Raw genomic sequence first — 22891 nt, 5'->3', positions numbered from 1 at the left:
AGGAATTCCATGGAAATCAAGGGTAAGAAGGCCGTCGTATTCGGCGGCGCCTCCGGTATGGGCCGGGCCAGTGCCGAACTGCTCGCGGCGCGCGGTGCCGATGTCGCGGTACTGGACCGCCCCGGTACGGCGGGCGCCGAGGTCGCCGCCGCGCTCGGCGCCAGCTTCCACCCCGTCGACATCACCGACTTCGTGGCGACCGAGCAGGCACTCGCCGACGCCGTGGATTCCCTTGGCGGACTACATGTCTCGATCACCACGGCAGGTGGTGGCAAGGCCAAGCGCACGCTCGGCAAGGACGGTCCGCACGACCTCGAGACCTTCCGTCAGGTGCTCGACCTCAATGCCGTCGCGACCTTCAATATCAGCAGGCTCGCGGCGGCGCATATGAGCCGCAACGCGCCGGAAGATCCGGAGGATACCGGCGAACGCGGCGTCATCATCAACACCTCCTCGATCGCGGCCTTCGAAGGTCAGATCGGTCAGGTCGCCTACACCGCCTCCAAAGCCGCCATCGCGGGCATGTGCCTGACCATGGCCCGTGATCTCGGCTCTCTCGGTATCCGGGTACTCGCCATCGCGCCCAGCCTGTTCGAAACCGGTATAACGGCCAAAATCCCGGACGAGGCGCGGGCGCAGCTGGTCAAGGACGCCGCCTTCCCCAAACGGCTCGGCCGTCCGGAGGAGTACGCCAAACTCGCCCTCGCCATCATCGACAACCCGATGCTGAACGGCCAGTGCCTGCGTCTCGATGCGGGCCAGCGGTTCGCCCCGAAGTAGTCGCGGTTTCGAACGCGAAAGTTCAAGTCGGGCATCACATTGCGGTGCCCTGTTCGAAGGAGGGACGCGATGTCCGAACATGAGGGCAAAATCGCGATCATCACTGGAGGCGGCCGCGGCTTCGGTAAGGCATTCGGCACCGCATTGTCGGAACTGGGCGCACACGTCGTACTCGCCGATATCGACGGCGAGGTCGCCGAATCCGCAGCCGCGGAACTGATCGCGCATGGCCGCAGTGCGACCGGCGTGGCCTGCGATGTCGCCGACGAGGACGGCGTCGCCGCGATGATCGACGCGGTTGCCGAACGCCACGGCGGTATCGACATCCTGGTCAACAATGCGGGCCTGCACGCCGCATACAACAGGCCGTTCACCGAACTCGGCTTGGCCAACGTCCGGCGGGTGTTCGACGTCAACGTCATGGGCGTGGTCAACTGCACGCTCGCGGCGCACAAGGCGATGACCGGGCGCGAGGGCGCATCGATCGTCAATATCTCGTCGTCGGCGGCCTACGCCAACCGCACCGTCTACGGCGTCTCCAAACTCGCCGTACGCGGCCTGACCATGTCCTTCGCCCGCGAATTCGCCCCCGACGGCATCCGCGTCAACGCGATCGCACCCGGTTTGATCTTCACCGAAACCATTCGGGCCGAACTCGCTCGCGACGAGGCCGAGCGCGTCATGGGTCAGCAGATCCTCCAGCGCGAGGGCGAGGAGCGCGACATCGTCGAGGCACTGCTGTACCTGGTCTCGTCGAAGGCGTCCTTCGTCACCGGCGAAACGCTCCGTGTGACAGGCGGTTTCGCACTCTCCGTCTAACGTTGCGCCGAATTCCCCTGCGCAACAACAACTGAGGCCGGGTATCGCAATCGAATTGCGATACCCGGCCTCAGTCTCGGATCAGCGGTCCAGTGCTCGTCTCAGCGCCCCGCCCAGTGCTCGTCGACGAATCGTCGGATTTCCCCGGCCCTTTCCCGGTCCTCCGGTGCGGTCCCGAGGAACATGCCGTGACCCGCAGCTTCGAAGACATGCAGTCCGCCCCGACACCGGCCGCGCGCAGCTTCCGGTGCAGGCGCACGGTGTCCGACAACAACACATCGCGGGTGCCGCTCAGCAGCAGGGTCGGCGGGAAGCCCTTCGTGAAATCCCTGAACAGCGCAGAGCTATGCGGTCGCGGGCTCCGCCTCGACAGCATCCTTCGCGGCGAGTTCGGCTTCCTCGCCCTTGATCGCCTTCAGCAGTACCAGCGGCGTCGCGACCTTCCAGACGAGGTAGACGATCGCCGGAATGCCCTGGGCCAGAATGCCATTCCACGCGAAGGGGCCGGTCTTGTTCAGGAAGACGAAGGCGCCCGAGATGAGCAGGACCCCCAGGAGCATGCTCAGGTGCGCGTACCAGCGCGGGAAAATCGGCTTGTCGCGCTGGTCGAAGTAGGAAGCGAACCCGATCGACCAGACCTGCAGGACGAAAATACAGGCGTTGCCCACATACATCAGCCAGAAGATGTCGGTCATCGCGGACAGGACATCAGGGGAATGGCTTTCCGGCCGATATGCGGCGGCGGCCAGAATCGCCAAGGGGTAGAAGAAACCGGTCGGCGCGACGACGCCGGTGGTCAGCTGAACCATCGACAGCCAGCCCCAGCCGCCCTCGACCCGCCTCATCTGCATGCTGGTCGCGACGACGTATGGATATTCGAATGGCACGGTCAGCACCATGATGGCCACACACAGCAGAATCCCGTGCTGATGCTCGATCAGGAAGTCGCGAATCTCATTCGCGGACATCGTCGGACTCATGGGCGAAAGCAGGTCGCCGATCCCGTAGGCGGCCAGCATCAGTACCAGGACCAGGAATCCGCTCCACGCCGACCAGCGCTGTAATCTGAAATAGATTGACTTTTTCAACGGATCTCCTTCGATCTCTGCACTCATCGCCAGCAATTCCGTCCCGAGGACGAAAGCTCCCCTAGTGTGATGACCCGCACATTCGACCGTCGGCGAACTTCCGCAGAGCGGGACGGCCGCACAGCCGCCCCATCGTCCGCGCCGCGTATTCCCGTTCAGCGGCAGCCGCGTGCGGGCCGGTCGTGTTCCGGCTGGAGTACGCGGTGCTCAGGGCGCAGGATTACGGCATGGACAACGATGTAGCCGAGGCGGTGCGCGGGCTGCTGCCGGAACTGGCCGAACGCGCGGCGCAGGTCGACGTGACCGGAGAAATACCGGAACAGACGATGACCGACCTGATCGCCGCCGGCGTCTTTCGGCTGCTGCAACCGAAGTGGAGCGGGGGCCTGGAGGCCGATCCGAATCAGTTCTACGACGTGGTCCGGATGATCGCGGGCACCTGCGGCTCCACCGGGTGGGTGGCTTCGGTGCTCGGGGTAGTTCCCTGGCATGTGGCACTTTTCGACGAGCGCGCACAACGCGAGGTGTGGTCCGATCACCCGAATGCGCTGATCTGTCCGTCCTATGCGCCGGTCGGCCGATTGACGCCGGTCGAAGGGGGCTACGAACTCAGCGGACGTTGGCGCTTCGCATCCGGCTGCGCACACGCGTCATGGGCGGTACTCGGCGGCACTGTCTACGCCGAGAACGGTGATCCGGTGGATATCGTGTCCGCGCTGGTACCGCGCGCGGATTACCGTATCGACAAGGTGTGGGACTCCGTGGGCCTGCGCGGCACCGGCAGCCATGACCTGCACATCGATCGCATCTTCGTCCCGGAATATCGAACGACGCGCAACTACGACGTCACCCACCGGCGTGGTCCGGGCCAGAAACTGAATACCGGTCCGCTGTATCGCATGCCGTTCGGAACGATGTACAGCTATTCGGTCACCGCGCCGATGATCGGTTTGGCGGAAGGCTGCCTGGAGAAATTTCTCACGCGAATGCGCAATCTCAACCGACCGAGTTTCGGCGGCGGCAGCCTCAGCACGGACCGGTCCGTGCAGATCGCCGTGGCGCGGGCCGAATCGGATGTCGACGCCGCCGTGCTGCAGTTGCACCGGAACCTGCAGGACCTGTACGAACGCGCGCGCCGCCGCGAGGACATCCCGATGGAGCTGCGGCTGCGCGGCCGCCGGGATCAGGTGTGCGGCACCGAACGCGCGATCACCGCGATCGATCTGGTTTTCCAGGCCGCGGGCGGCATGTCACGACGCCGTGGCAATCCGATCGAACGGGCCTGGCGGGATGCGCATACGGGCAGTATCCATGCCGGTAACGATGTCGAATCGTCGCTGGCGCTGTGCGGCCGCGGCTCGTTCGGGTTGTACGTCGACGACATGCTGGTCTGACAGACGACGACCCCAATGGCCTGCCCTGCCATTGGGGTCGTCGAATTGCGCACTGCTACACCGGGTTCAGGTGACTACCAGCCGACGAGCTGGTCCAGGACAAGCGACGCGCTGGCGAGGTAGTCGCCGTACCCACCGCGGAAGAACAGCAGCGGAGTACGCACCGACTCCACCCGCAGTTCGTGCACCTGCCCGACGACCAGAACGTGGTCACCGATCTCGACGATCTGGGCAACGGTGCAGTCCACCCACGCGACAACACCGTCCAATACCGGATTGCCCAATGCGGACGACTGCCACGTCACGCCCTCGAACCGGTCGCCACCCCTGGACGCCATTCGCCGCGACACGTGTTCCTGGTTGCCCGCCAACGCATTTGCGCAGAACCGCCCGGTCTCGCGGATGCGTTGCAAGGTTGTCGACGACGTGTCCACCAGGAACGACACCAGGGGCGGGTCGAGCGAGACGGAGGTGAACGTCCCAACGATGAACCCGTGCGGGCGCTGATCATCGTCGAGGGTGGTGACCGCGACCACGCTCGTGGGGAAATGGCCGAGCACATTCCGGAAGTGGCGCGTATTGATCGCCACCACCGTCTCCGGCACGAGCGAGTGGTCGGCTGTGTTGATGGTTCGCTCGCTCATATCCGTCCTTTCCTATCCGCTCGTGTCAGACCATCACGACCATCGACGGCGGCAGCTCGAGCCCCATCTTGACCAGTGCATTCGCGTGATAGGCCGTACCGGGAACGTGGACCATGTGCTGCATTGCCATATGCGCGTCACGCCAGTACCGCTGGATCGGGTTACTCCGCCGACCGGCGTTTCCACCGGAGCGCGCGAAGACCTCGTCCAATGCCGAAACCGCCCGCCAGGCACAGCGGACCTGATTGCGCCGGATATCCAACCGGTCCTCCAGCGTGATCGGCTGCCCGGACTCCAGTTGGTCATACAGCCGACTTACGCCGTTGATCAGCTGAATCCGCGAAGCCTCGATCTCCGAAGCCGCCTCACCCGCGGCGTAGAGCGTGTACGGATCGTCGCGCACCTGGACACCGGTCACCGCGACGCGCTCGCGCTGCTGGTCCAGATGCACACGCAGTCCGCCCTCGCAGATCCCGATGACCGCGGAAGTCAACCCGAGCGGGAACATGGTGGTGAAGGGCAGCTTGTACACCGCGTCGGTAAGGCCGCGCTTTTCTGCCGCCGCACCCTGCATGATCTCGTCCTGGACGATGACGCGGTAGTCGGGCAGGAACGCCCCCTCGATCACCACGTCCTTACTGCCGGTACCCGAAAGGCCGACCACGTCCCAGGAATCGTCGATGATCTTGTAGTCCGCACGCGGGACGACCACATGCAGCACGGTCGGCGGCCCGGCGGGCTTCCCGGTGCCGTCGCCGAGCAAGGCGCCGAGGAAGACCCACTCGCAGTGGTCGGTGCCAGAGGAGAACGGCCATCGCCCACTGAGCCGGTAACCGCCCTCTACCGGATCGGCGACGCCCATCGGCATATAGGGCGAGGCGATCCAGGTGTCCGGGTTCTCGCCCCAAACCTCCTGCGGCAGACGGGGATCCATCTGCGCCATCTCCCACGGATGAACGCCGACGACGCCACATACCCAGCCCGCGGCGGGGTCGTGCTGCGCGACCGCCATCACCGCTTCGGCGAAATCACGCGGATGCGCTTGGTAACCGCCGAACTCCTTGGGCTGCAGCAGCCGCATCACCCCCGCCGAACGCAGCAGTTCGGCGGTCTTATCGCTCAGCTTGCCGAGCTTCTCGTTCTCCTCGGCGAGTGCGGCCAGTTCCGGCCCGAGCTCCTCGACACGTTGGACTACTTCGTGTGCCACGACGCACACCTCCTACTTACTGGGAAACTACAGGTGCCGCCGCGACGGCCACCGAAAGTGCCGATCTGGCGAGGGGATTGGCTCATTGTGATTCCTTGGTCCATTCGGTCACCACAGACTTTCCGCTCACTGGAAAGACGCATGGTGCGTCGGCGTCGGGCGACTATGAGGCGGTTGGTTTGCGGGTGAGGAATTCGATCGCCACCCGCTCGAAATCGGACTTGCGCTCGATCTGCACCCAGTGCCCGCAGCGGGCGAAGGTGTGCAATTCGACATCGGGCAGCCAGCGGTTCGCGAAGTGCGCCTGGTCGTAGGGCAGCATCCGGTCGTCGCGACCCCACAGCATCAGCGTCGGCGTCGTGATGGTGGCGGCCTTCGTCCACAGCGGCGTATACGTCTGACGCAGCTTCGGATCGAACATCGAACCGAAGATCGCCTTCATCCGGTCGATCACACCCTCGGCGGTGGCATTGCGCATGCGTTCGTCGACGAGTTCGTCGGTGATCAGCGCGGGGTTGAACACCATCGCCTTGATCCAGGCGATCATCCGGTCGCGGGTGGGATCACCGAGGAATTCGAACAGTCGCTGGAAGCCCTCGCTGGGTTCGGCCTGGAAGATACCGACCGACAGTCCACCGGAGCCCATGATGGCCATCCGACGCACCCGTTCGGGATACAGGGCGGCCAATTCCGCCGCCACCGCTCCGCCCATGGAGTTGCCGATGAACACCGCGGAGTCGATGCCGAGGTGATCCATCAGCCGCGCGATCCGCTTCGCGGCGACCACCGGGTAGATCTCGTCGAGTTCGGGCAGCGCGCTACCGCCGAAGCCGGGCAGATCGGGTGCGATCACCCGGAACTGCTCACTGAAGACCGGCAGATTGTGCTGGAAGTTCGACCAGGCACTGACACCGGGACCCGAACCGTGCAACAGAATCAGCGGCTCACCCTCACCCACCTCGTGGTAGTTGAAGGTGAGCCCGTCGACATCAGCGGTCCGCTGCGTCATTTCAGGCCCGCGGACGGCGAGGTGCTGAGGAATCCGGCGCCCGGGCCGACATCGAGGACATCGCCGTACCAGGTCTGGCCGTACTGCAGCTCGGGCACCTTCCACTCGAGTGCCTGCCAGTCCGGATCCATGATCAGGTAGCCGCCGGAGTAGAGCTCGACGCGGTGACCGGAACCGGGATCGTGGATGTAGAGGTACATCGCCTGACCGATGCCGTGCTTACCCGGACCGTGCCCGTAATCGATCTCGAGATCACGAATCTCGTCCGCGGCCCGCAGAATGTCGTGGTAGTTCTCGATATTGAAGGCGATGTGGTGGAAGCGCGCCTTCGCGTCCTCACCGTTCACCCCGATCGCGATGTCGTGCACCTGCGGGGTCACCGACAGCCAGGACGCCATGATGGTCTCCGGGAACTGCGGAATCATCGCGAACTCACGGCGCTTGAAGCCCAGCGCGTCCTGCAGCCACTGCTCGGATTGGTTCACCGTGCTCGCGCTGGTCTGCACGTTCAGATGGTCGAGGCGGCGCACGCCGAAACCGCGGCGGCGCGAGCTGTTACTCGGCAGCTTCGAGCGCAACTCCGCTGGCGCGAGCGGCTTTTCGATGTCGTAGTAGAGCTCGAACGGATGCTCACTGCCCGGCACCAGGAACCGGATCGCGGTGCCGCGGCCCACCTCGTGCCCGGCGGGCAGCTCTATCGTCTCGATCTCCTGCCGCTGGAGCTGCTCGTAAAACAGCTCGACATCCTGCGGGCGCTGGACCCGGAAGCTGTAGGTGTTCACCGTGGCCTCATCCTGCTGGGTCAGCACGAGCGAGTGGTGGGTGAGCTCCTGGTAGCCGCGCAGGTAGGCCACGCCGTCGTCGGTCTGCGCGACGACCTCCATGCCGAGCAGGTCGCGGAAGAACCCCAGCGAACGCTCCAGGTCCGTCGTGCCGAGATTGATGCCACCCGCGTGGGCGATCCGAGGGCCGGGATCGTAGTCGTGGGAAAGAGTCATGCGAGCTCTCCTTGAAATCGATTGACGGCCAGGAACGCTAATTCGTGTGGCGTGCGCCACCAGGAGAATTTCCGCCCACCGGAAGCCGCGCGTTCGCGGTGGCCGGAGGAAGCACTGCTTCCGCACAGCGGGAACCGATCCCGGCCCGATCGCCGCAGCCCCCACACTCGGGAGGTCCATGCCCCGGGTGACCCAGGTCACTGGGCGGGCGATGGCAGGAGATTCGCGGTCCGGAAGCAAGGAGATGGATATGCCCGCTGACGAGGAAACCTACGACGTCGTGGTCGTCGGGTCCGGAGGAGGGCTGGTCGGCGCCTACGCCGCCGCATCTCGCGGCCTGCGCACGCTCGTCATCGAGAAGACCGATCGCTTCGGCGGCACGACCGCCTATTCCGGTGCGGGACTGTGGTTTCCGGGCAGCGCCCCGCTGCGGCGCGCGGGCATCGAGAACGATGCCGAAACGGTGCGCGGCTACCTCCGGGAGATCGTCGACGATCCATCCCGCGAAGTCATGCAGGATGCCTATCTGCGCACCGGTCCGCAGCTGATCGACGAAATCGAGCAGAACCCGTGGTTCGGGTCCTTCACCTACCAGCCCGTGCCCGACTACTTCGCGGAGAAGCCCGGCGCGACGGCCGCGGGCAACACCATCTTCCCGGCCGAGATCGAGGCCGCCGAGCTCGGTGATCTCGCCCCGCTGATCCGCGACCTACTCCCCAACGAGCTCTCGGGCGCGGAAGCCGGACCCCTGCTCACCGGCGGCCGCGCCCTCATCGCGCGAGCGCTGAAGGCGTTCCTCGAGACCGGGAACGGGTCCTACAAGCTCGAGACCGCGCTCGAGAGCCTGATCGTCGAGGGCGACCGGGTGGTCGGCGTGGAGGCGGTCAGCAAGGGCGAGCGCGTCCGGATTCGCGCTACCCGCGGCGTCATCCTCGCCGCCGGCGGATTCGAGCGCAATCGCGAGCTGCGCGAGAAACACAAGGTCGCCCCGTACCACGGTGACTGGTCCGACGGCGCTCCGGGGAACACCGGCGACGCGCTGCAGGCGGCCGTCGCGATCGGAGCCGCCACCGAGCTGCTCGACCAAGCGTGGTACGTCCCCGGTGTCGTACAGCCCGGCGGACGGCCGGTCTTCCACACCGGTACCCGCAGCGGCATCTGGGTCAACAGCGTGGGCGAGCGCTTCATGAACGAACTGCTGCCCTACGACCGGGCCGGGCGAGAGATGCTGCGGCAGCACAAGGAGACCGGCGTCGCGCACATTCCGTGCCACTGGATCTTCGATCAGCGCCACATCGACCGGGACAGCTTCGGCGGCGACCCGGCCGTGCCGCCCCGCCCCGAGTGGTTCGAATCGGGTGCGCTGCGCAAGGCCGACACCATCGAGGAGTTGGCCGACCTCATCGCCGTGCCCGCCGAGAACCTCCGCAAGTCGATCGAGGAGTTCAACTCCTACGCCGACAAGGGGGTCGACGAGAAGTTCCACCGGGGCGAGACCGTCTGGGACCAGATGGCCCAGTACATCGTCGGATTCCCCGCCGGACCCGTGATGAACTACGTGAATCCACTCGACAACAGCTACCCGAACCCGCTGGTGGCGCCGATCGACACTCCGCCCTACTACACCGCCACAGTCGCGCTTTCCGACATCGGCACCAAGGGCGGCCTGAAGACCGACGAGAACGCCCGCGTACTGCGCGAGGACGGCGAGCCGATCGCGGGCCTGTACGCGAGCGGTAACACGATGGCCGCCATGTCGGGTCGGGTTTACCCGGGTGCCGGGACACCGGTCGGCTCCTCCCTCGTCTTCTCCTATCGTGCGGCACTCGACCTCGCGGGGGCCGCCGTTTGACAGGTGGCTCGATCCCCGAGATTGCTTGAGCACGAGCAATATTCAGTAACCTGAGCCTCGGTCGGGAGCGAACAACTCCCGGCCGATACCAGGAGCGCCCGGCGGCGAGAAACAGCCGGGATAGAGATCAGTACCCTTTTTTCGGCAAATGTTCTCTGTACCGATCTGTATAAATTTGAGCGATTTCCGCCAAAACGGTGCCTTCGCGTGGTTAGACTGGCCGCTGAAGTTCGAGTCTCCGAAGTAAGGAGGCGCTGAAATGACCTCAATGTTGAGGATCAGTGAAGCTGCCGACGCCGCAGAGCAGTCTGCGTTATCCCCATCGCTGGTAGAACGCATGACGTTGATCATGGAATCGTTCGGGGGCGCACAGACGCGCCTCACGCTCGAGGAGGTCAGCGGCCGGACCAACATACCCCGGTCCTCGACCCATCGCATTCTGAAACATCTCGTTCAGCTGCGCTGGCTGGAACGCGACGGCAGGGAGTACGGCCTCGGATCCCTGGCATTGGGTCTCGGGGGCCGAGAAGACGGCCACAACGCATTGCGTGCCGCGGCATTCCCGCCGCTGCATGCGCTGGCGGTGCGCACCGAGATGGTCGTGCACCTGGCCGTATTGGACGGCACCGAGGTCTACTACCTGGATAAATTCGGTGGCCGGGCCGCGGTGGAAATTCCGTCGCGAGTCGGTGGCCGCGCCCCCGCCCACTGCACGGCCATCGGCAAAAGCATGCTCGCCTGGTTGTCACCCGAGCGGGTCGACAAACAATTCAAGGGCGCGATCCAGAAGCGAACCACCCGAAGCATCAGCGATATCGGGATCCTGCACCAGGAATTGAGCCGGATCCGGGCGCGCAACGGCCTCGCCTTCGAGCGCGGCGAATGTTATTCACATATCGCCTGTGTCGGTGCCGCGGTGCGCGGGCCGGACGGGCCGATCGGCGCGATATCCATCGTCTGCGACGCCCAGGCCGCACTCGAACGACTGGCGCCACTGGTCGCCAATACCGCGCACGCGATATCGGAGAAGCTGTTCGGCGTCGCGCCGCAGCCGGAACGGCCACGGCACGTACCGGCCACACCACGGATCGCGTTGCCCAGCGAGGCGCTGGGCGAACTGGTCGCCATGGGCGAGCGGGGCGCGTGGTTCTGAAATAACGAACAGCCCCGCACCACCGTCGGTGCGGGGCCGCCGAATTCCCTTATTCTGCCTGCGCTTTCGGCCGCCAACTCACGGCAAGCAAAACCGCCGCGCCGCCGACTCCCCCGACCACCGCAACGGCCAGTCCGAGACCACCGGCGAGCGTCGCATCGATGCCGAACGCACGATCCAACGACGCCTCGCCCGGCCCGACGGCCGCGACACAGGCGGCCACCACCGCCAGCATCAGCACGTATTCGTAGCCGTCCTTGAATACGAAGAAGCCGTTCTTCCGATGCGCGATGACCGCGGCCACCGCCATGCTGCCGACGATGAACGCCGCCGCTGGCGCGGTGAGCAGTCCGGCCGCGAAGGCGATTCCGGCCGCCAACTCCCCCGCACCGCTCAATGCCGCATGGACCCGGGGCGGCCGCAGCCCCATCGAGGCGAACCAGCCCGCCGTACCGGCCACACCCCCCGGGCCGAACAGGTGGTTATAGCCGTGCGCGGCCATGGTCAGGCCGACCACCAGCCGAAGCGCCAGGATTGCGGCATCGATCATTGTCATGCGAAAAGAGACTCCTCATTGTCGATATCCGGCTACGACGTCCACAGCCGCGCACAGGGCAGTGGAAGCAGCCCCTCGTAAAGCTTCGTATCGATGTCGACGTCGACGCCCAATCCCCGTACGGCCGCCGCGAAACACTCGGCAGCCTCCCGGGCCGCGCGATACTGCAGCGTGGGGTGCCCCCGAAAACGCACTCGGATACGGCAATCGTCGCAGCGTTGGCGGGACCGCCGCAGCGATATCGGCTGCCAGGCGGGCTGGCGCTCGAACACCGTCGATGTGTCGTATCGGGCCATTGTCGTTTCCTCGTCGTGCAACTATCGGTGTGCCGCTTCCCGCACGAAGGCAGCTCGAACGACAGACCAATTCAGTGCACTTAATATAGACTCCGCGATTGGGCGCGAGTAGACGAGTGTGACCCACGCCACATATATCTCGGGACTATCGCCGACCGGTACCGGCGGGCAGTAATTGCGTCAGAAATGACAGCGGCGTCCGGCGCAGCGCCGGATCGGTACCGATGAGCGCGACGATTGCGGGCTCGATGGCGGCTCCGGCATCGGCCGCCAACCGCGGCAGGCCGAGTTCGGCGCACTGCGCCAATACCGGATCCAGCACGGCGATGGCCTCTTCCAAGCGGTCTGCGGTTGCCAGGCAGCACGCCGATAGCAGTCGCGCCTCCAATAACGCCCGCGGGCGGCGCTGGCGCTCGAGGCCGCGCACCAGCCGTTCAGCCAATACGGTGGCGTTCTCGGCGGCCCCGGCCGAGTGATCCGTCAATAGCAGCCGTATTGCCGAATCCCACTGGATTTCCGAGGTGAGGATGGTGATTCCATCTCCTTCGGCGCGGTAGGGCTCTAGCCGCTCCAGTGCCGCGGCCTCGTCCGCGGCGATGGGCAGGCCGAGGCGGATTCGCTCGTTGACGATGCGGGCGGCCAGCCGGGGCAGCGCGAGATTGCGGGCCATCTTCGCGCCCTCGGCGAGTCGCTCCCGCGCCGCTCCGAGATCGCCACGCAGCGCCGCGATCCGCGCGCCGATTCCATATGTTGCCGATACGAATTCGACCGCTCCGCCCTCGGGCCCCGCCTTGACGCTCTCGTCGAGCAGCGCCTCCGCTTCGTCGAGTTCGCCCCGCCAATAACACAGCGCACCGAGCAGTGCGCCCGTCATACGCGTGATGTAGGAATGGCGACCGGTTTCCAGTGCCAGCGACCGAGCGGTTTCCAGATGCGCCTGCGCCGCCGCGATATCGAGTTGCTCGAAGGCAGCCACACCGGTCAAGCCGTAGCTGTGCAGTAAGCCGGTCGGCCCCTTGACCCGGGCCCGATGCGGCGCCACCCACCGCTGCCACCGGTACACCTCGTCGAAGTCGAACCGATAGAGGGCGGCTGCCGATCCGACACCCGCCGCGATGGTCGCGATGAACGGGTCGACCTCCGGCTCGAGCCGATGCGCGACGTACTCCGGCAATTCCGCGAATCGGTCGGCGGTGAGTCGGCACGCGGCATGCGCCAGCACGGCCTCGAGATGGAGTCCGGCGGTGTCGTCCGCATCCGGTCGATCGGCACCGAGCACCGCGTCGACCCGATCCAGGGCCGCCTCGGCGGCCACCGGCCGCTGCAGCGATATATTGCCCCAAGCCACGAACAGTTGCAGGCGCGCACTCGATACCGCGACCGCGGTCGGCAGTTTGGCGACCAGCCCGAGCAGGGTGGCCGTCCGGGCACTCTCCAGCAGTTCCGTCGCGCGCTCCTCGATCAGGCGCAGCGCACCCGCCGAATCGCGGGCGGTCAGTGCGTGATCCACCGCTTCGTTCAACATCGCGTGGTCGGCGAACCAGTCGGCCGCGATGCGGTGCAGCCGGATGCATCTGTCGGGATCCTGTTCGGCGAGCCTGCGGCGCAGAAAGTCGCCGAACATGCGGTGATAGCGGAACCACTCGAAGTCGTCGCCGACATTGTCGCGCAAGTCGACATTGCGCAGGAACAGATCTCGGGCCTTGACCTGCTGCAACAGCTTTGGGGCCGTGGGGCCGGACAGCGCTTCGGCCAGTCCGGCGCAGATCTTCTCGGTGATCGAGGTCGCCAGCAGAAAGTCCAGCAGGTCCGGATCGAGCGTGTCGAGCACGTTTTCGACGAGGTACTCGCCGATCGCCTCATGCCGGCCCGACAGTTGATTGATGAACTCGGCGGGATCACTGCTGCCGCGCAGCGACAGTGAAGCGAGTTGCAGCGCCGCGATCCAACCTTCGGTCGAGTCGAGCAGTTCGGCGACCTGCGACCTGCCCAGCGTCAGGCGATTGATGTCGAGCAGGAACGCCGCCGATTCGGCATCATCGAATCGTAAGTCGTCGGAATCTATTTCGACCAGTTCGTCGCCGACGCGCATCCGGCTGAGCGGCAATCCCGCACGCGTTCGGCCGGTGACGATCACCTGCAGGTGATGACATCCGTTGTCCAGCAGGAATTCCATGGCGGCGCGGGTACCGGCATCGGTGACCAGGTGCCAGTCGTCGATGACGACGGCGAGCGGCGCACCGCTGTCGTGCGCTTCATCGATGAGCGATGCCAGCACGTAGCGAGTTGCATCGTTGGAACGCTCCTCCAGCATCGTCACCAGCCCGCCGGCCAGATCCTGGCGAGCCCGGCGAATCGCCTCGACCAGGTGGGCGAGGAACCAGACGACATTGTTGTCGTCGTGGTCGATCGTCAACCACGCGACCGGCATCCCCTGTGCGGTAAGAACATCGCGCCACTGCGCGGCCAGTGTGCTCTTGCCGAAGCCCGGCGGCGCGTGGATGAGCAGCAGCCGGCGATTGCCGCCCTCCTGCAGTTTGCGCAGCAGCCGCGGTCGGTCCACCAGGGGGCGGCCCGAGGTCGGCGGGCGGTATTTGGTCGACGCGACCGGCGGTGGCACGGTGGTCCGCGGGCCGGTCCCGCGCTGTGCGGGCACCATTATCGGCCCGGACCGCGGTTCGTGCGCATCCCCGGGCACCGCCATGGCGTCCACATCGAGCCCGCAATTCCGTTGGACATCGCGCAGCAGATAGCCGAATTCGACTGCCGTACGCGGTCTTCGGTCAGGATCAGTGGCCATCGCGGCTTCGATCGCGGCGCGGAGTTCGGCGGGGACGTCGACTTCACCCAGGTCGAGCCCGGGTGTCGAGGTGACTCGAACGAAGTGCGCGAGCACGGCCTCACCGGACTGGCGTTCGACGGCCGCGTGCCCGGTCAGCAGGCAGAACATGGTGGCGCCGAGGCTGTAAACGTCCGAAACCGCAGTCGGCGGCGCGCCCCGCAGCACCTCGGGTGCGATGAATGCCGGTGTGCCGGTGATATGTCCGGCAGAGGTCTCGAATCCCCCGCCGATATGCGCGATGCCGAAGTCCGCCAGTTGCGGCTCTCCATAATCGGTCACCAGAATGTTCGCGGGCTTCACATCCCGGTGCAGCGTGCCCGTCGCATGCGCCGCGGCGAGCGCCCCGGCGATCTTCACCCCGATCGACAGCAACTCCTGCCACGGCAGCGGTCCCGTCGCGCGCAATCGCGCATCCAGCGAACCGCGCGAATGGAAGGGCATGACGATGAACGGACGACCGTCGGCGATCACATCGGCCTGATGCACCGCAACGATATTGGGGTGACCCGAGAGTCGGCCGAGCGCGTGCTGTTCCCGGACGAAGCGCTCGCGTTCGTCGCCGCTGATCTCCGAGGTCAGCACCTTGACCGCGACTGTGCGATCGAGCGAGGGCTCCAGACACCGATAGACGACGCCGAAACCCCCGCGGCCGATCTCCTCGGCATCCTCGAATCCGGCGGCAGTCAGTTCGGCGCCGATCCCGAACCGGATGTCGCGCTGAGTGCGTTCGTTCTCGTAGTCGGGCATGGCGAATCGGCTAACCGACCGGCGTCGATCCGCGCGAACCCCCGAAGCCGCAATGTCCGACCATACGATCACCTCTCGAGGCAAAACCGCCGACCCCGACCTGCCGATCATAGTCGGGAAAGCCGAGCTCCGGTGGGGTTGCCGAGGCAGTGCCGGGGTTCCGGAAAGCCGTTGCGGACGCGATCTGCAGGCGTACTCGAGATCGTTCCGCTCACCGGGATCCGACAGACGCCGTCGCCGGGCGCTCGCTATCGTCCAATATTTGTCATCAACTGACGAAACTCGTCGGCAAGGGGTACCTGATGTGTGAGGAACAGGACGTTGTGCACGAGTCCGACCTGGTGATCACTGACGTGCTGGTGGAAGACGTCTCGATCGACGGTATGTGCGGCGTCTACTGACCCGAATACACCAGCTCACCTGCCACGATGGTCGCCGCGACGATCTCGGCATCGAGGTGATGAACGGCCTCGTCCGGCGGCACCGACAGCAGTGTCAGGTCGGCGACCGCACCCGGGGTGATCCGGCGCGGCGTCGCCGGGCGATCGGGTGCGCCGAAGAACAGTGACAGCGCTTTGGGGACCGAAACCGCTTCCGCGGCATGGAATTCCGTCGGCCGATGTACCGCGGCACGCACTACCGACCACGGATCGGCTGCACCGAACGGTGCATCGGACCCGGCTGCGACACCGACCCCGGCATCGAGCAGTGAACGCAGCCGCCACAGATCGGGCAGATCCTCCGCGGGCACCTCGTCGCGGTACTGCTCGGCTCGTTCGACCACGAAATGCGGTTGGGTGACGACCGAAACTCGCTGTCCGCGCAGCCAATCCAGCGATTCGCGCGGGATCACCGCACCGTGTTCGATCCGATCCCCCGCGCGCACACCGGTCAGGTCCAGCGCGGCCATGGTCAAGATGAACTGCACTCGCGTGACGCAGTGCACCGCGACGGCCCGGCCTGCCGCATGAATCGCGCGCAGCCGGTCGGCGAATTCGTCGAAGGGGGGCAGATCGAAATCGTCGAGCACGATCTTGGTGGGGCCCAACGTGAATCGTGTGCCGCTGGGCTGCAACACTTCGGGAAGAGCCATGCAGTGCACCCGCTGGACGATCCGCCCGGCTTCGACCGTCTCGGCCAGTTGGTCGATATCGGTCTGTGCGAGTCCCGGGGTCGCGTCGGTGAATCCGGTTATGCCCATCGTCGCTGCGGCGGCGCTCACCGCGGCCAGATCGATTGTCCGCGAGTCGATTCGCTCCCCCAGCCAGGAGTCGAGTCGGCGCAGCCGCCCGGTCGGCCGTCCGGTCTCGTCGCGTTCCACACCCGGCGTGTCATTGCTGTCCAGGCCGACCAGCTCGCATGCCATCGAGTTCAGCTGCCACAGCACACCCGTGCGGTGCTGCACGCGCACGGGACGGTGCGGGAGCATCCGGTCCAGCACCGCGCGATCGAGGGGTCCGGCGACCGATTCGTGGTATCCGGTGCCGCGAATCCACTTACCAGGAAGCAGCTTTCGATCGGCTTCCTGTAGTCGCACCGCCAACTCGGTTGCGGTGCGCACATGCGGCGGGCCCAGCGGAACCGATTCGTAGGTCGCCGCGAGTGAACGCAGGTGGATGTGGTGGTCGTGCAGTCCGGGCAACAACCAGCCACCGCCCGCGTAGATCTCGTCCTCACCCGGCAGGCGAACCAATCCGGTCGCGCATTCGGCGATGACACCGCCGTGGGTACGCACGTCCATCCGGCCCGAACCGAATACCTCGGCGTCACGAATCAACATGGGGCACAATTCATTTCAGTCCGTCCAGTTGCGGTACCCGCGGACGCAATACCCGTTGCGAACGACCGTAGTGCGGGCATTCGACAACCCAATCCGTGCCGTCGGCAAGCACTCGATGCGGTCCATGGGTGAGCGCGGGGGCCGAGGCGAAGGCGGCGGCAGTGGCGCGCATGGACAGGTCGATCAGCTGTCCCCCGCCACCGAGAACGGCGCAGCATACCGCCAGTGCCGCACAGATTCCGGTGAGTGGATCGGCGATGGCGTCACCGCAGAACACCGGCTCGCCCGCGTCCCAGCCGACCAGGCCGCCCGCCACCGCCGCATCGTCGCCGAATGCCACGCGCATCGGCTCGGCGCGACCATATCCCGTCAGGCTCAACCAAACCTGCCCGTCGCGATGCACACGGCCCCCGGGAGCCAGCCCCAGTTGAGCCATCGCCCGCGGCCGGGATGCCTCGATCACCACGTCCGCGGTGGATACCAACTCGCGCAACGTTTCCTGCCCTGCGGGTGTATGGAAGTCGACGGCGATCTGTTCGTGGCCGCCGTGGAGCCAGTCGAAGAACCGAGGATCACCGCGGCGAGCGCCATCCGGGCGTCGCGTGCTCTCCACCTTGATCACCCGCGCGCCTGCGCGCCCGAGCAGGTGGGCACACAGCGGGCCCGCCCACATCGATGACAGATCGACGACCACCGACCCATCCAGCCGTGCTCCGACGACCGGTTGGGCAATCCGACTTGTCTGCCACGGACATTGGGGATCGGGCGTCGCGGATGGTGCGGCTGATGATCCGGCGACGGGGCGTGCCGGGTCGTCGGGCACTCCAGTGGCAGGGTGCGCGTCGACAGGCAGCGCGTCGAAGGGGTGTCCGGCAGCAGACAGCGCCCCGGCGGGGTCCGCGTCGACAGGCAGCGCAGCGGCGGGTGGCGCCGCAGCGGACAGCGCGTCGGCAGGCACCAGAGCGGCAGGGTCCGCGGCAGCAGGCAGCGCGTCGGCAGGGGGCTCGTCGGCAGGCAGCGCGTCGGCAGGCACCACAGCGGCAGGGTCCGCGGCAGCAGGCAGCGCGTCGGCAGGGGGCTCGTCGGCAGGCAGCGCGTCGGCAGGCAGCGCGTCGGCAGGGCGCGCAGTAGCGGACAGCGCGGCGGCAGGGGGCGCTTTGGCAGGGGGCTCGTCGGCAGGCAGCGCGTCGGCAGGGCGCGCAGTAGCGGACAGCGCGTCGGCAGGGGGCGCTTTGGCAGACACCGCAGCGGCAGGGTACGCAGCGGCGGGCAGCACGGCGGCGGGAACCCCGAGTAACTGTGCTCGGTCGGCGAGATCGGTTGCGGTCCACTCGCGGGCGGCCGCGGTGAGCGTCTCCCACGGATCGTCGGCTACCGAATCCACCCCCAGGATTGCGGGCACCGAGTCGATATCGTCTTGGCGGCTCAAGGTGATCGCGCACCAACCGTCCGAGGTGCGCAGCAATCGACCGGCTCCGCCCGCCGTCTGCTGACCGCCGCGCCGTAGGTTCAGCAATCCGGCTCGACCGGCCAGGAGCAGCCCCGGATCGGCTCGGACCTCGGAGCCGATCTGCGCGGTGATTCGCGCCAGCGCCTCCGTGGTTTCGAGGAGTAGTCCGTATGCCGCCGCCGGCGAGACAGTGGGAGCGTCATAGGGGTGTCCGGTCAGATCCATGGCACCGGATGCTGCCCAGGCGAGCGCCGCGCACTCCGGCTGCGTTTCGACCGGGCGCGACAGGACATCGGGCGGGCACAGTGAGCGCACCCAATCCCGCAGCACCGCTGCCGTAGCCGAGGTATTCGTGTGCAATCACTTCCTCGTCTGTTCCACCGCGTCGACCATGCCCCACTCCAGTGCGGCCGCCGCGGTCAATCGCTGTTCGGTCAGCATCAACCAGGCCGCGCGCCAGCGGCCGATCCGCCGCGGCACGCTGACGGTACCGCCCGCTCCGGGCACCAGGCCCATCCGCAGCTCCGGGAATGCGAAGTAGGTATCGGGGGCGGCGATCACCGTGCCCGCGAACGCGGCCACCTCCGCGCCCGCACCGATGCATGCCCCGTGGGCGCGCACCGTGACCCGATTCCGGATGCGGTCGATGATCCGCCATGGCGCCCGGTCCAGCCGGACCAGATACGCGGCCACCAGATCCGTGGCCGTACCGAATTCGTCCAGATCGCCGCCGCTGCTGAAAACCGGTCCCGCCCCGTTGATTTCGACGGTCGTGAGCGTGGAATCGAGGTCGGCCAGTCGCACCGCATCCAGCAGTTCCTCACGCAGCCGCATGCTGAGTGCATTGCGTCGCTGCGGGTGATTCAGCGTGATCGTCAGGCGATCGTCGTCGCGGTGCGTCCGGACCAGGGCATTCTCCGGCGGCGTGACCGTGCGCGGCGCGCCACGCTCAGCCAGCCAACGCTCGAATTCGGTGCCGCCGAGGAGCATCGAGTACACCGCCGCCTCCGCCGCCAGCGCGGGCACGGTCGGCAATTGCACCGTCTGGCGCAGCAACTGTCCGCACGCGACGGCCGCGCGGGGCGAATGCCGCACTGCTGCCCTCAGCAGATCGAGCGCGGCATCGATATCGTCCACCACAACGGCCTGCGGCAACGAGTTCGCCGCGGCGTCCGTGGTGAGGGTGAGCGTCGCCGCCGCCAGCAGTGGTGTCAGGCCAGGTGTCGCAGCCCCACGCAGCACCCCGATGACGAGCGGTAGCGCCTGATTCATCCGTTCGGCGGTCCGGGCGATTCGGTCTGATGTTCCCGTGCCGAATGCGTCCAGCGGGACCACCACCATGGGTGTGGCGGGAGTTCCGTCCGCGGTGAGCTCCACGGCGAACTCGTCGAACAAATCGATCCCCGAATCCGGCATAACTAAAAACTAACCGCGTCGACGAGCGGGACCAACTGCATCGACGCTCCAGTCGTTCATGGCCGGAACCGACCGGAAAGAGTATACCTAATCTGGTTAGAGTAGCTCACAGTCCGATTCTCGACCTGGAAGGCCGACAATGACCGATCAGCCCGATGTCCTCGTGGAACGCACCGACACGATCGTGCGGCTGACCCTGAACCGCCCCGAGCGGCTCAACGCCCTGACGGGCGACATGATGAACGAGGCCGCGACGGCCGTCGAGAAATTCGGCGACGATCCGACCGTTCGGGTTTTCGTCGTGACCGGCAACGGGCGGGCATTCAGCTCGGGAGCGGATCTTTCCAACTCGGCCGGCAATGGTCCACAGGTCTCGACGCTCGACGCGGCGAACCGGTTGATCCGTGCGCTGCGCGGCGCGCCCCAACCGGTGCTCGCGGCGATCAACGGTCCCGCGGTCGGCGTCGGATGTTCACTGGCCCTGGCCGCGGACATCACCGTCGCCCGCGAATCCGCCTACCTCCTGCTCGCCTTCGCCAATGTCGGTCTGATGCCCGATGGCGGTGCCACCGCCATGGTCCCGGCTCTGACCGGGTATGCCCGCGCCGCCCGCATGGCCATGCTGGCCGAACGCATTCCCGCACCACTGGCTGCCGAATGGGGTTTGATCGGCCAGGTAGTGCCTGATAGCGACTACGATGCCGAAATCGCAAGGCTGGCAACCAAGCTCGCCAACGGGCCGACGGCGGCATACACCCGCACCAAGCGCGCATTCAACGCGATGGCCCTCGCCCAGCTCGACCAGGCGCTCGACCTGGAACGCGAAGGTCAGTCCGCCCTCTTCGAGACCGCTGATGTCGCCGAGGGCATCGCGGCGTTCAAAGCCAAGCGCACGCCAGGTTTCATCGGCCGCTGAGCGAGTTCGTCAGATACCACAAAAATCAGCGGAACCTGTTACAGAGGCTTCACAAAAGCCCTGCTCAGCACGGATAGTGCGGCGCGACTGCGTGATTGACACCGAAGAGGACGACTCGTAGCTTCGGCGGACCGGAACGGGAATCCGGCCCGACGAAGGGAACTCACCGTGATACGGCGTGCGTGGTCAGATCTCTGGTCGGTAAGAACATGGTGGCGCGCAATAACTTCGGCAATGACGGGTGTCGCGGCGGCAGCCGTGCTGGTGGCCGCGCACGCGGAGCCGAGCGACGCCGAGCGACGCCGAGCGAACGGAAGTGCCGGTGATCTCCACCTCGGCGATCTCATCGGTCACCGAATCCGTTGTAACAGTGCAGATTCCGCTGCCGGAGGCGGCCGGACCGCATCCGAGCGCCTGCGACCGATTGTCGTATCTGCGCTACCGCGACATCGGCGGCCCGCGGCGCTCCGCGGATGCGGACGCCGTTCTGGTCGCCCAGCCCGGCATCTTCGAAGGCGCGGGAGCATTCGACAGCGTCGCCCGTAACACCGTGGCCGCGGCCGCGAAAGTCGGTCGTCACGTGGAGTTCTGGGCGCTGGACCGCCGTTCCAACTGCCTCGAGGACCCCACCGGAATCCACGCCGCCCTCGCCGACGGCGACGTCCATCGCGCTGTCGACTACTACTACCGCAATGCCGAGATCGACGGTCACCGGTTCGACGGCTATCTGCTCGACGACCGTTCGGCCTGGCTCGGCCACCTCGGCATCGCACAAACCGTGCAGGACGAATTCGACTTGCTCACCGCCGAACTGCCCGATCCCACCGTGCGCAGACAGAAGGTGCTGTGCGGCGGCCACTCGCTCGGCGGCATCGTCACCGGTGTCTTCGCCGAATGGGATTTCGACGGCGTCGCCGGTGGCGATCAATGCGCGGGCTATTTCGCACTGGACTCCGCGATCGACACCTCGCTCTCCGCGCTCAACGGGATCCCGGACATGGTCGATCTGTCCATCGGCGGCCGCGGCTACGATGCCGTGACGGCCGGGCTCGACAGCGGCGCAGTCCCGCGAGTGCTGGCGCTACCGGCGGTCATCAACCCGGAGACGATGAATCTGCTCGGCATCGCAGGGCTAGCCGCATATCTGGCTCCGGACGCCGAATCCGATCTGGCACAAGACATTCCGAACAGCCTCAACCAGGACGCCACCTATCGGGTGCTGATGTCACGCGATGCCGCGACCGCGGCCACCGGTTCGCCATCGGTCCGCGACTTCCGAGTCACCAACGCCGCCGTGCTCGGCGCCTTCCTCGACGCCAACTCCCAGCCACTCGCACTGCTGCAAACCGGGTTCGGATTCTTCGACGGTGGACCGGTGGCCGAGAAGAACTTCCCGGTTCCCGGCGACATCGCCGCGATACCCGCGCTGCACGGACTGACCGGCACCATGCTGGGTCCCGATCGCAAGGCGATCCCGTCAGCCCCCGATGGACCGCTCTACACCTGGCGCGACTACGACCGACTCGCCGATGTCGCCATACCGACCGACGGCCACGGGGTCCCGTTCACCGATTCCGGACAGGAGGTAACCGACCTGCGGGACCTCTCGCGCAGTCTGGCGGCACAGCCCTTGGACTTCACCGAGTGGTACTTCCCGACCAAACTGGCCGCCGATACCTACCAACTGCACGCCCCCGACATCGCTCGGCACACCACCCATCCCGCCGCCATCGACGCCCACCCCACCATCAACCTGATCGGCGGCTCCGGAATCGCCATCGCCAGCGGACATCCCGGCCGCGGCAGCACCGTGGTCGCCCCCGGCTACCACCACCTCGACGTACTCACCGCCGCCACGAACCAGAACAACCGGCAACCCGAAATCGTCTCCACCGCACTCGCCCGCTTCGCCCTCGACACAGCCGGTCCCCATTGATCGGAGGT

19 protein-coding genes are annotated in these 22891 nt (G+C 66.4%); 8 read left to right on the top strand and 11 right to left on the bottom strand.

What is annotated here, in order from left to right:
- Window positions 1-9 precede the first annotated feature (9 nt).
- Both ACZ60G_RS27150 and ACZ60G_RS27145 read left to right on the top strand, forming a co-directional pair.
- Window positions 10-780 carry an SDR family NAD(P)-dependent oxidoreductase gene (locus ACZ60G_RS27150; RefSeq protein ID WP_465813509.1) on the top strand — a complete coding sequence of 257 codons (771 nt, stop codon included), beginning with the start codon at window positions 10-12 and terminating at the stop codon, window positions 778-780.
- A 69-nt stretch (window positions 781-849) separates the two neighbouring features.
- Complete coding sequence (locus tag ACZ60G_RS27145; protein WP_465813508.1) at window positions 850-1599, top strand: SDR family NAD(P)-dependent oxidoreductase; 750 nt, start codon at window positions 850-852, stop codon at window positions 1597-1599.
- A gap of 70 nt (window positions 1600-1669) precedes the next feature.
- On the opposite strand, the gene ACZ60G_RS27140 is transcribed toward ACZ60G_RS27145, so the two are convergent.
- Window positions 1670-1975, bottom strand: coding sequence for an alpha/beta hydrolase (locus ACZ60G_RS27140; RefSeq protein ID WP_465813507.1), 306 nt, complete (start codon window positions 1973-1975; stop codon window positions 1670-1672).
- Window positions 1944-2687 carry a hypothetical protein gene (locus ACZ60G_RS27135; RefSeq protein ID WP_465813505.1) on the bottom strand — a complete coding sequence of 248 codons (744 nt, stop codon included), beginning with the start codon at window positions 2685-2687 and terminating at the stop codon, window positions 1944-1946. Before ACZ60G_RS27135 ends, ACZ60G_RS27140 begins: the two co-directional genes overlap by 32 nt.
- A gap of 227 nt (window positions 2688-2914) precedes the next feature.
- Between ACZ60G_RS27135 and hsaA the strand changes: the two genes are divergently transcribed.
- Window positions 2915-4081 (top strand): 3-hydroxy-9,10-secoandrosta-1,3,5(10)-triene-9,17-dione monooxygenase oxygenase subunit, encoded by a 1167-nt coding sequence (gene hsaA, locus ACZ60G_RS27130; RefSeq protein ID WP_465813503.1) that lies wholly within the window; start codon window positions 2915-2917, stop codon window positions 4079-4081.
- 74 nt (window positions 4082-4155) lie between these two features.
- Here hsaA and ACZ60G_RS27125 read toward each other — a convergent pair whose 3' ends face one another.
- The 4 genes from ACZ60G_RS27125 to ACZ60G_RS27110 all read right to left on the bottom strand — a co-directional run bounded on the left by ACZ60G_RS27125 (window position 4156) and on the right by ACZ60G_RS27110 (window position 7939).
- Window positions 4156-4725 carry a flavin reductase family protein gene (locus ACZ60G_RS27125; RefSeq protein ID WP_465813502.1) on the bottom strand — a complete coding sequence of 190 codons (570 nt, stop codon included), beginning with the start codon at window positions 4723-4725 and terminating at the stop codon, window positions 4156-4158.
- A gap of 25 nt (window positions 4726-4750) precedes the next feature.
- Window positions 4751-5932, bottom strand: coding sequence for an acyl-CoA dehydrogenase family protein (locus ACZ60G_RS27120; protein WP_465813500.1), 1182 nt, complete (start codon window positions 5930-5932; stop codon window positions 4751-4753).
- 163 nt (window positions 5933-6095) lie between these two features.
- Window positions 6096-6941 carry an alpha/beta fold hydrolase gene (locus ACZ60G_RS27115; RefSeq protein ID WP_465813498.1) on the bottom strand — a complete coding sequence of 282 codons (846 nt, stop codon included), beginning with the start codon at window positions 6939-6941 and terminating at the stop codon, window positions 6096-6098.
- Entirely contained in the window at window positions 6938-7939 is a 1002-nt protein-coding gene (locus tag ACZ60G_RS27110) for a VOC family protein (RefSeq protein WP_063039323.1), read from the bottom strand. The genes ACZ60G_RS27115 and ACZ60G_RS27110 overlap by 4 nt, the downstream gene beginning before the upstream one ends.
- Before the next feature lie 250 nt (window positions 7940-8189).
- Here ACZ60G_RS27110 and ACZ60G_RS27105 point away from each other — a divergent pair, with 250 nt between their 5' ends.
- Both ACZ60G_RS27105 and ACZ60G_RS27100 read left to right on the top strand, forming a co-directional pair.
- The gene (locus ACZ60G_RS27105) at window positions 8190-9791 is read left to right on the top strand and encodes an FAD-dependent oxidoreductase (protein ID WP_465813496.1); all 1602 of its coding nucleotides are present in this window, start codon (window positions 8190-8192) and stop codon (window positions 9789-9791) included.
- Window positions 9792-10050: 259 nt separating this feature from the next.
- Entirely contained in the window at window positions 10051-10944 is an 894-nt protein-coding gene (locus ACZ60G_RS27100; RefSeq protein ID WP_465813494.1) for an IclR family transcriptional regulator, read from the top strand.
- A 49-nt stretch (window positions 10945-10993) separates the two neighbouring features.
- On the opposite strand, the gene ACZ60G_RS27095 is transcribed toward ACZ60G_RS27100, so the two are convergent.
- Both ACZ60G_RS27095 and ACZ60G_RS27090 read right to left on the bottom strand, forming a co-directional pair.
- Window positions 10994-11500 carry a DoxX family protein gene (locus tag ACZ60G_RS27095; protein ID WP_465813492.1) on the bottom strand — a complete coding sequence of 169 codons (507 nt, stop codon included), beginning with the start codon at window positions 11498-11500 and terminating at the stop codon, window positions 10994-10996.
- Window positions 11501-11941: 441 nt separating this feature from the next.
- Complete coding sequence (locus ACZ60G_RS27090) at window positions 11942-15385, bottom strand: protein kinase domain-containing protein (RefSeq protein WP_465813490.1); 3444 nt, start codon at window positions 15383-15385, stop codon at window positions 11942-11944.
- Between the two features lie 302 nt (window positions 15386-15687).
- Between ACZ60G_RS27090 and mftA the strand changes: the two genes are divergently transcribed.
- Entirely contained in the window at window positions 15688-15786 is a 99-nt protein-coding gene (gene mftA, locus ACZ60G_RS27085; protein WP_465813488.1) for a mycofactocin precursor MftA, read from the top strand.
- Here mftA and ACZ60G_RS27080 read toward each other — a convergent pair.
- From ACZ60G_RS27080 to ACZ60G_RS27070, 3 genes are read right to left on the bottom strand one after another with little or no spacing between them, the layout of a single operon-like run.
- A complete protein-coding gene (locus tag ACZ60G_RS27080; protein ID WP_465813487.1) occupies window positions 15780-17165 on the bottom strand; it encodes an amidohydrolase family protein in 1386 nt (461 codons plus the stop codon). The two genes, mftA and ACZ60G_RS27080, sit on opposite strands and share 7 nt — an antisense overlap.
- Window positions 17166-17175: 10 nt before the next feature.
- Entirely contained in the window at window positions 17176-18975 is a 1800-nt protein-coding gene (locus ACZ60G_RS27075) for a CoA transferase (protein WP_465813485.1), read from the bottom strand.
- Window positions 18976-20031, bottom strand: a complete 1056-nt coding sequence (locus ACZ60G_RS27070; RefSeq protein ID WP_465813483.1) for an enoyl-CoA hydratase/isomerase family protein — start codon at window positions 20029-20031, stop codon at window positions 18976-18978.
- Between the two features lie 139 nt (window positions 20032-20170).
- Between ACZ60G_RS27070 and ACZ60G_RS27065 the strand changes: the two genes are divergently transcribed.
- Window positions 20171-20947: an enoyl-CoA hydratase gene (locus ACZ60G_RS27065; protein ID WP_465813481.1), complete on the top strand. Its 777-nt coding sequence runs from the start codon at window positions 20171-20173 to the stop codon at window positions 20945-20947.
- Between the two features lie 322 nt (window positions 20948-21269).
- The gene (locus ACZ60G_RS27060; protein WP_465813479.1) at window positions 21270-22883 is read left to right on the top strand and encodes a hypothetical protein; all 1614 of its coding nucleotides are present in this window, start codon (window positions 21270-21272) and stop codon (window positions 22881-22883) included.
- Window positions 22884-22891 lie beyond the last annotated feature (8 nt).

This window comes from Nocardia sp. NPDC102475, from assembly GCF_055584605.1.
The sequence above is the reverse complement of the archived record's forward strand: the minus strand, read 5'-3'. Positions and strand labels throughout refer to the sequence as shown.